The sequence below is a fragment of the Rhodococcus sp. NPDC055112 genome (assembly GCF_053607505.1).
Map to the genome: position 1 here is coordinate 64,269 of NZ_JBSGTR010000022.1, position 8,452 is coordinate 72,720.

7 protein-coding genes are annotated in these 8,452 nt (G+C 68.9%); all 7 read right to left on the reverse strand.

Translation table 11 applies throughout. The annotated features are described in order from the left end of the window. Nucleotides 1–93: 93 nt before the first annotated feature. Nucleotides 94–2,544: an FtsX-like permease family protein gene (locus tag ACWFRB_RS12810; protein WP_452641419.1), complete on the reverse strand. Its 2,451-nt coding sequence runs from the start codon at nt 2,542–2,544 to the stop codon at nt 94–96. Further along, entirely contained in the window at nt 2,538–3,293 is a 756-nt protein-coding gene (locus tag ACWFRB_RS12815; RefSeq protein ID WP_452641420.1) for an ABC transporter ATP-binding protein, read from the reverse strand. The genes ACWFRB_RS12810 and ACWFRB_RS12815 overlap by 7 nt, the downstream gene beginning before the upstream one ends. A 158-nt stretch (nt 3,294–3,451) precedes the next feature. Beyond that, nucleotides 3,452–4,303, reverse strand: coding sequence for a DUF559 domain-containing protein (locus ACWFRB_RS12820; protein ID WP_452641421.1), 852 nt, complete (start codon nt 4,301–4,303; stop codon nt 3,452–3,454). Between the two features lie 175 nt (nt 4,304–4,478). Beyond that, nucleotides 4,479–5,174, reverse strand: a complete 696-nt coding sequence (locus ACWFRB_RS12825; RefSeq protein ID WP_452641423.1) for a response regulator — start codon at nt 5,172–5,174, stop codon at nt 4,479–4,481. A gap of 1 nt (nt 5,175) precedes the next feature. Beyond that, nucleotides 5,176–6,366 carry a sensor histidine kinase gene (locus ACWFRB_RS12830; RefSeq protein ID WP_452641424.1) on the reverse strand — a complete coding sequence of 397 codons (1,191 nt, stop codon included), beginning with the start codon at nt 6,364–6,366 and terminating at the stop codon, nt 5,176–5,178. A gap of 67 nt (nt 6,367–6,433) precedes the next feature. Beyond that, the gene (locus ACWFRB_RS12835) at nt 6,434–7,594 is read right to left on the reverse strand and encodes an acyl-CoA dehydrogenase (protein ID WP_077041003.1); all 1,161 of its coding nucleotides are present in this window, start codon (nt 7,592–7,594) and stop codon (nt 6,434–6,436) included. Nucleotides 7,595–7,716: 122 nt separating this feature from the next. Then, nucleotides 7,717–8,391: a TetR family transcriptional regulator gene (locus ACWFRB_RS12840; RefSeq protein WP_452641426.1), complete on the reverse strand. Its 675-nt coding sequence runs from the start codon at nt 8,389–8,391 to the stop codon at nt 7,717–7,719. Between the last annotated feature and the right edge of the window lie 61 nt (nt 8,392–8,452).

Here is an 8,452-nt window from a genome sequence, read left to right on the forward strand (position 1 = left end):
CCCCGCGCCGCCCCGCGAGGCCCGGACCAGTCGAAGTCGACCGGCCCGGGCCTCGCGTCGCAGCGAACTCGGTCCCGCAGGCACCCGTCCAGATTAGGCCGCCATGGCCTCGACGGGCGTCACCTTCGCGGCACTCCTCGCGGGCAGCAGCGCCGCGATCACCCCGGCGATCCCGCCGACCAACACCGTCGCCACCAGCTCCGGCCACGGCAGCGAGGGCAGCACCAGGTCGTCCACGCCGAACACCGAGGCCGTACCCGCCAGCCCGAAGGCCAGCCCGAGGACCACTCCGAGCACGGACGCGACCACCGACACCAGGACCGCCTCGTAGATCAGCAGGGTTCGCAGTCCCGCTCGGGTGACACCGATCGACCGCAACAGACCGCTCTCCCGGCGACGTTCGATCACCGACAGCGCCATCGTGTTACCCACCCCGATGACCGCGATCAGGATCGCCACCGACAGCAGTCCCACCACGATCATCAACATGGTGTCCAGGACCGAGTTCAGTGCCGCCCGCATGGACACCGCACCGCCGATCTCCGCGGCGGGAACGATGTCGGTGGCCAGCGCGGTCACCTCACGTTGCGCGGTTGCGATCTGGTCGTCGGTCAGGCCGTCCGCGATCCGGATCCACAACGAATCCGCGGCCGGGTTCGCCGTCACCGCGGCCAGGTCCTCCCGGACCATCAGGGGCGGCGGACCGTCCGTTCCCTCCACCGCCGTCAGGCTCTTGGTAGTGCCCGCGCCCCGGACGTCGATCGACTCGCCTGCGCGCGCGCCCAACTCCTCCAGTAGTTCCGGCGGCACCACGATCTGGCCGGACCTCGGCAGCGTGATCGGCACCCGCAACGCCGCAGCCGCCTCCGCCGGATCCAGCCCGGTCACGGTCAACTCCTTACCCGAAGCGGTGCTCACCTCGCCGCGCGAGAGCTCCGCGACCGCGGTCACCCGGTCGATGTCGCCGATCCGATCGCCCATCGTCATCGGTAGCGCGGAGCCCGAGGCGCCGTCCACCGAGATATCGACGGGGAACTGCTCGTCCAGCGCGCTCGGGGCGCTGGCCTTGACGGTCGCGATCCCGACGATCATCGTCGCGGTCACGGTGACGCCGATCAGCAATGCCGTTGCCGTGGCAGTGGTGCGGCGGGGATTGCGGCCCGCGTTCCCTGCCGCCAGCTCCCCCAACGGACCCGACACACGTCCCAACGCCCTTCCGAACGCCGCAACTGCGGGCGGAATGATGTACCGGCACAACAGGATCACCGCGACGAAACAGACCAGCGCACCCCCCGCCGCCAGCAGTACCTGCTTTCCCAGAACACCGGCGGTCAGCACCGCGCCGCCACCGATCAGGCCCATCACCCCGACGAACCGTCGCACCCGCGACGCCTTGACGGGTTCGGGCTTGGCCTCGGCGGGGGCCAGGGCGGCGAGCGGCGACACAGCGGTGGCAGCCCGCGCGGGCGCGACCGCCGCCAGGTAGGTGACGACGACCCCGACCAGCAGACCGACCGCGAGCGCTCCCGGCGAGACGGAGAGGTTGTCCAGCGGGATGGGAACATCAAACGCGCCTGCGACTTCGGTCACGGCCGCGGCAAGGGCAACGCCCGCCGCAAGACCGGCGAGCGAGGCCAGCAGACCCACCACCAGCGACTCGATACGGACGCTGCGGCGAATCTGATCGCTCGTCGCACCGACGCAGCGGAGCAACGCCAACTCCTGGGTCCGCGCCGCCAGCAGCACCGCGAACGTGTTCGCGATGACCAGGCCGGACACCACCACCGCGAGCGCGCCGAACGCGAGCAGCACGTTGCGCAGCATGTCGCTGCTGCCGAGGAAGCTCGCCGAGATCTCCTGGGCCTTCTCGGCGCCGGTGATCACCGCCGCGCCCGGCGGCAGCGCGGCCGCGACGGCCTCGCGGTCACCGCCTGCCACCCGCATCTCCCTGGCGGCCTGACCGTCGGTCCATGCCTCGATGTCCGCAGCGGTGCCGAAGACCGAGATCCCGCCCATCCGCTGCGCGGTGCCGTCGAGGTCCACCGTGCCCACGACTGTCGCCTCGCCGGCCTCCTGGCCGGTGCTCTCGCCCAGCGCCGTCACCGAGACGCGGGTCCCGATGGGGAGGTCCGAGTTCGAACCGACCGCGATCTCGCCTGCCGCGCTCGGAAAGCGGCCGTCGGACAGCTTCTGCCAGCGCAGACCCGCATCCGCAGCCAACGAGGTGGCCGTGCCGAACGACTTGTCCGACCCCGCCGCCGTCACCTTCACCGGTGTCGAGACGTCGGTGGTCACCGCCCGCACGCCTGGCGCCGACCGGACGGCATCCGCAGCCCGCTGCGCCTGCAGTCCGTCCCCGAGATCGGAGACCACGAAGTCGGTGCTCCGATACTGTCCGGCAAGGGAATTGGTGACACCCGCGGTGGCCGTCGAACTGAGCACCAGGGTCGCGACCACAAAGGCCACCGCGATCAGCACCGCGAGCATCGCGGCCAGGTATCGCCCGAAATGCGCGCGCGCCTGTGCGAGCGTGAGCCTCAGCATGCCCGGGTCCCGAGTTCGCGCATCGTCTCGATCACCGAATCGGTCGTGGGGCGATCGATCTCACCGGCGATCCGCCCGTCGGCGATCAGCACCACCCGGTCCGAATAGGACGCCGCCACCGGGTCGTGGGTGACCATCACGACCGTCTGCCCGAACTCTCGGACACTGGAACGGAGCAACTCGAGGACCTCCGTGCCCGAACGCGAATCCAGGTTTCCCGTCGGCTCGTCGGCGAAGATGACGTCGGGCCTGGGCAGCAGGGCCCGGGCGACCGCGACGCGCTGCTGCTGGCCGCCGGACAGCTCGTGCGGCAGGTGTCCGAGCCGTTCGGTGAGACCCAGTCGTCCGACGATCTCCGCCATCCACTCCGGATCCGGGTCCACGCCACCCAGCCGCATGGGCAGCAGCATGTTCTCCTCAGCGGTGAGCACCGGCAGGAGATTGAAGGCCTGGAACACGAATCCGATTCGGTGACGACGTAATTCGGTCAGCTCCCGGTCGCTCAGCCCGGTCAGCTCGGTATCGCCGAGGTACACCAGCCCGGACGTCGCCGTGTCGAGCCCGGCCAGGCAGTGCATCAGGGTCGACTTGCCCGACCCCGACGGTCCCATGATCGCGGTGAAGGCCGCGCCCATGAACTCGGTGTGCACACCGTCCAGGGCGCGCACGGCCGCCTCGCCCTCGCCGTAGCTCTTGGTCAGGCCGACGGCGCGGACCGCGGCGGTTCGTGTGATGGTGGGTGCATTCATGTCCTCGACGCTACGAACGACACCCCGGTCGGCGCGTCGGCGTGCGGACGGATCCTCGCGGCGACCGCGTCATACCTGGGTAGGACGGCGACCGGATTCCCCTCACACTTTATCGCCCGAACGCGCGAATGCTGTCGAATTGTGCACGGAATGTGTGCTCAGTCCGGCCGCGTCCGCCGTCTCTTCCTGACGACCGCCACCGTCTCGTTCGCGATCTCGTCGAGGTGCTGGTAGACGTCGTACGCCGCGTACCGCAGCACCAGCCAGCCATCGAGAACGAGCCGGTTCTGGCGGCGCCGGTCCTTCCGGAACACCTCGGGTTCGGAGTGGAACTCGCGACCATCGATCTCGACGATCGTGCGGGAACGCTCGTCGACGAAGTCGCAGTAGTAGTTGCCCACCGGATGGTTCGGTTCCAGCTTGCAGCGACGGGCGGCCAGCGCCCGGCCGAACATTCGCTCCGGTTCGGAGGCCGCCCAGCCGGCGGCAGCATACAGTTGCCTGCGCTGCTCCCTGACCCCCTTCCGTCCGGCATCGTCGACACACATCTGTTGCAGCTTTCTGGCATTCACAGTGGTTCGGATGTGCGTATCGACCAGGGCGTCCGCCTCTCGCCGCGACAGCACCGTCACCGAATCCAGCATGGCGCGTTCGGGATCCACGACCGGCATCGCCCACGCCGAAGTGACGTTCTCCTTCGCCACTGCTCGTCTGTAGAGCCGAAGCCAGCTCAGCGGTCGCACGCTGACATGGGCGGGCACAGTGGCCTCGATGACGGTGGGAGCGGGCAGCATGTTCCAGACCCAGGCGGCCGTGCGGTGACTCAGCACCGCGGTCGGTTGCCACAGGACGGCCGCCGAGCACAGGGCGTGCGGGGTCGGATCACAGATGCAATAGATGCCAGGAGCCAGGCGCGTGTACCGACCGCGGCGGCACCGATCGTGGATGGTGCTGCTGCTGACGCCTGCCTCGAGCAGCTCGTCTCGGGTGCGTACTCCGAAGGGGTTCATGACACGACCCTCACGCCCGCGCCCTGGTGGTCATCGGCGTCGCCCTGGGCAGACGCCGCGGCTTGTGGATGAATTCCGGGGTGTTGGTGTGGGCATCCCGGACTGAGCCCACACTCTGTGCATGTTTCGTCAGGATTCGCGCATCGCGCACACGGAATGTGACCTGGCGCCGGTACTACCCGCCGAGCAGATCCTCCGGCTGCACGAGTCCGGTCTGGTACGCGAACACCACTGCCTGCACGCGGTCCCGCGACCCCGTCTTCGCCAGCACGCGCCCTACGTGCGTCTTCACGGTCGCCTCGGAGACGAAGAACTTCGCCGCGATCTCGGTGTTCGACAATCCGTGCGCCATCGCCTCGAGCACCTCCACCTCACGGGGCGTCAGGTCGTCGGGCAGTTGCGGACGCTCGACCGTGGACGCGCCTGCCAGCATCGGACCCACATGCTGGAGCAGCCGACGGGTCGACCGCGCGGCGATCACCGCGTCCCCTCGGTACACGGTCCGCAGCGCGGCGAGCAGGTCCTCCGGCTGCGCGTCCTTGAGCAGGAAGCCGCTGGCACCGGCGGAGATCGCGGCGACCACGTACTCGTCGTTGTCGAAGGTGGTGAGCACCACCACCTTCGGCGAGTGCTCGAGCGCGGTCAGGCGACGGGTGGCCTCGATGCCGTCCAGGTTCGGCATCTGCACGTCCATCAGGACCACATCGACCGGAACCCGGGCGAGCTCGCGCAGCGCCTGCTCGCCGTCCGAGGCCTCGACCTCGACGCTCATGTCAGGCTGGGAATCGATCACCATCCGGAAACCGGCGCGGACGAGCTGCTGATCGTCGACGATCGCGATCCGGATCGGACCCGTTGCGGTATCGGACATGTCATTCACCTCTCGAATATGGCAGCTCGGTGTGCACCCGATAGCCGCCGCCGGGTGCGGGTCCGGCCTCGAAGCTCCCGCCGTACAGCTCGGCCCGTTCACGCATCCCGAGCACACCCTGCCCGCCCGCGGAGGGCGCCACCAGGGCGCCGGACGCTCCCCTGCCGTCGTCAACGACCGTCAACTCCAGCGCCTGGTCGGTCCAGCGCTCGGTGACCTCGACGCTCGCCGCGGGCCCCGCGTGCTTGAGCACGTTGGTCAGCGATTCCTGCACGATCCGGTACGCCGTCAGCTCGGCGCCCGTGGACAGCACGCGTCGCTCCCCGTCGGTGGTGAGCTGCACTCCGAGGCCGCCCTTGCGGACCTCCTCGATCAGCGTATCGATATCCGAAACCCCTGGCGTCGAGGAGTACTCACGCGGCCGGTCCTGGCGCAGCACGGACAGCAGCGCGCGCATGTCCGTCAGCGCCTGCCGCCCGGTCTGGGAGATGGTCTCCAGCGCCGTGACCGCCGCGGCGGGATCGGCGGCCGCGCTGTACCGACCACCGTCGGCCTGGGCGATCACGACGGTCAGCGAGTGCGCCACGATGTCGTGCATCTCCCGCGCGATCCGGGTGCGCTCGTTGATGGCGGCGATCTCCGCCTCCTGAGCGCGTTCGAGTTCGAGCAGCCGCGCCCGCTCGGTGAGTCCCTCGAGTTCCTGGTTACGCACCCTGCGCAGGTCGCCGAACGCCCACACCGCGATGACGAACACGATCAGCGAGACCGTGACGAAGGTCGTGCTCTGCCAGTTGTTGTACTCGCCCCGGAAGTAACGCAGGCCGCCGGCAACCGCGCCGAGCACCGCCACGGTCAGACCCCACCCACTGGCCCACCGCGGCGCGTACGCGGCGAGCGCGTACAGCGCGATCGGCACCGCGATCACCGACAGCAGCATCTGATCGGGTATCAGGATCAGATGGAGCACGGCGAATGCCGCGACGGCGAAACCCGACGCCACGACCCGCGTCCGACGCCACGCCAGCGGCACCGTCATCCCCAGCGAGACGATCACAGCGGCGATCCCCGCGTCGGATGCCAACGTGATCGGTGTGCACAGGAGGGTGATGACCGCGGCGATGCCGCGATCGATCCCGACGACGTGATCGGCGCTCCAGCGGTACCAGCGCTCGCTCAGTGGGAATCGGGGCATGGACCCCAGGGTAAACACCTGTGGCCGGTGAGCTCGCTCACCGGCCACAGGACACTCACGCGTCAGCTCACTTGAGCAGCGCGCGCGACATCACGACTCGCTGAATCTGGTTGGTGCCCTCGTAGATCTGGGTGATCTTGGCGTCGCGCATCATCCGCTCGACCGGGAAGTCGGTGGTGTAGCCGGCGCCACCGAACAGCTGCACGGCGTCCGTGGTGACCTCCATCGCGACGTCCGAGGCGAAGCACTTGGCGGCGGCCGAGATGAAGCCGAGGTTCTTCTCGCCACGCTCGGCGCGGGCAGCCGAGGTGTAGACCATCAGACGAGCGGCCTCGACCTTCATCGCCATGTCGGCGAGCATGAACTGCACGGCCTGGAAGTCGGAGATCGACTTGCCGAACTGCTTACGGTCCTTGGTGTACGCGAGGGCCGCGTCGAGCGCACCCTGCGCCAGGCCGACGGCCTGGGCACCGATGGTCGGGCGGGTGTGGTCCAGGGTCTGCAGAGCGGTCTTGAAGCCGGTACCGGGCGCACCGATGATGCGGTCGCCGGGAATGCGGCAGTTCTCGAAGTACAGCTCGGCGGTGGGCGAGCCCTTGATGCCGAGCTTCTTCTCCTTCGGGCCGACGACGAAGCCCTCGTCGTCCTTGTGCACCATGAAGGACGAGATGCCGTTGGCGCCCTTGTCGGGGTCGGTGACGGCCATGACGGTGTACCAGGTGGACTTGCCGCCGTTGGTGATCCAGCACTTGGAGCCGTTGAGGATCCAGTCGTCACCGTCCGCCTTCGCGCGGGTGCGCATGCTGGCGGCGTCGGAGCCCGCCTCGCGCTCGGAGAGCGCGTACGAGGCCATCGCCTCGCCCGAGGCGAGCGACGGAAGGACCTGCTGCTTGAGCTCCTCCGAGCCGTTGAGGATCAGGCCCATGGTGCCGAGCTTGTTGACGGCGGGGATCAGCGAGGACGAGCCGCAGACGCGGGCCACCTCCTCGATCACGATGCAGGTGGCCACGGAATCGGCGCCCTGGCCGTCATAGGCCTCGGGGACGTGGATCGCGTTGAAGCCGGAGTTGACGAGCGCCTTGAGCGCCTCCTCGGGGAACCGGGAGTTCTCGTCGACATCCTTCGCGTAGGGCGCGATCTCCTTCTCCGACAGCGCGCGGATCGCTGCCCGCAGCTCATCGTGCTCGTCGGCGAGCTTGAACAGGTCGAAGTCGGGGTTGCCAGCCATCTGGTCGCTCCTCGTGGAAGTCTCGGGGCACGGCACTCAGTGCCATTCAACGGCCATCATACCGCACACAACCGGCGGGCAACCGAGTTAGACGTGCCACACTGCGGCACCGAGTGCCACCCCTACTCGCCCTCCTCGAGCCTGCGGCGCAGCAGCTCCGCCACCCGGCGCGGTGCGGTGCCGCGCGGGAACACCGCCACCACCATCTCGCCGTCCCCGTCATCCGCCGAGGCATCGCGTCGGCCGACGCCGCGCCGGATGTCGGCCAGAGCCGCACGCAGGTCCTCGGAGGTGGTCCGGGCGCCGTCGCGCACCATCCGGCGCAGCAGGTAGTTGTGCGTGGCGGTCACCGAGGCGGAGAACTGCACCATCGACAGGTCCGGCTCGCCGGGCAGCGCGCGGCGCAGGTAGTCGACGAACAATCGCTCGTACCGGAATCCGGTGACGATCTCCCGGTCCCGCAGCGCGGGAACCTCGTGCACCACCGCGTAGCGCCGGGTGGCCATGTCGTTCCACTGCGAGAACCGCTCGAAAACGATCATCGCGGCCTCGCAGACCGCGTCCCACGGGTCGTCATGGGCGGCGGCGAGATGCTCCTGCGCCTGGGCCAGCAGGATCTCGTGGTCGGCGAACACCACGTCTTCCTTGGAGCGGAACTGCCTGAAGAAGGTGCGACGCGAGATGCCAGCGGCCTCGGCTATCTCGTCGACGCTGGTCGCCTCGTAACCCTTCTCGGAGAACAGCCGCAACGCCTCCGACACCACATGGAGACGGAAGTGGTCAGTGTCGTCGGGCATGAGCACAGCGTAGGCGGCTGCGCCGCCCGTGCGCGGTTGACGAGTCCATGCACTCGTCAAC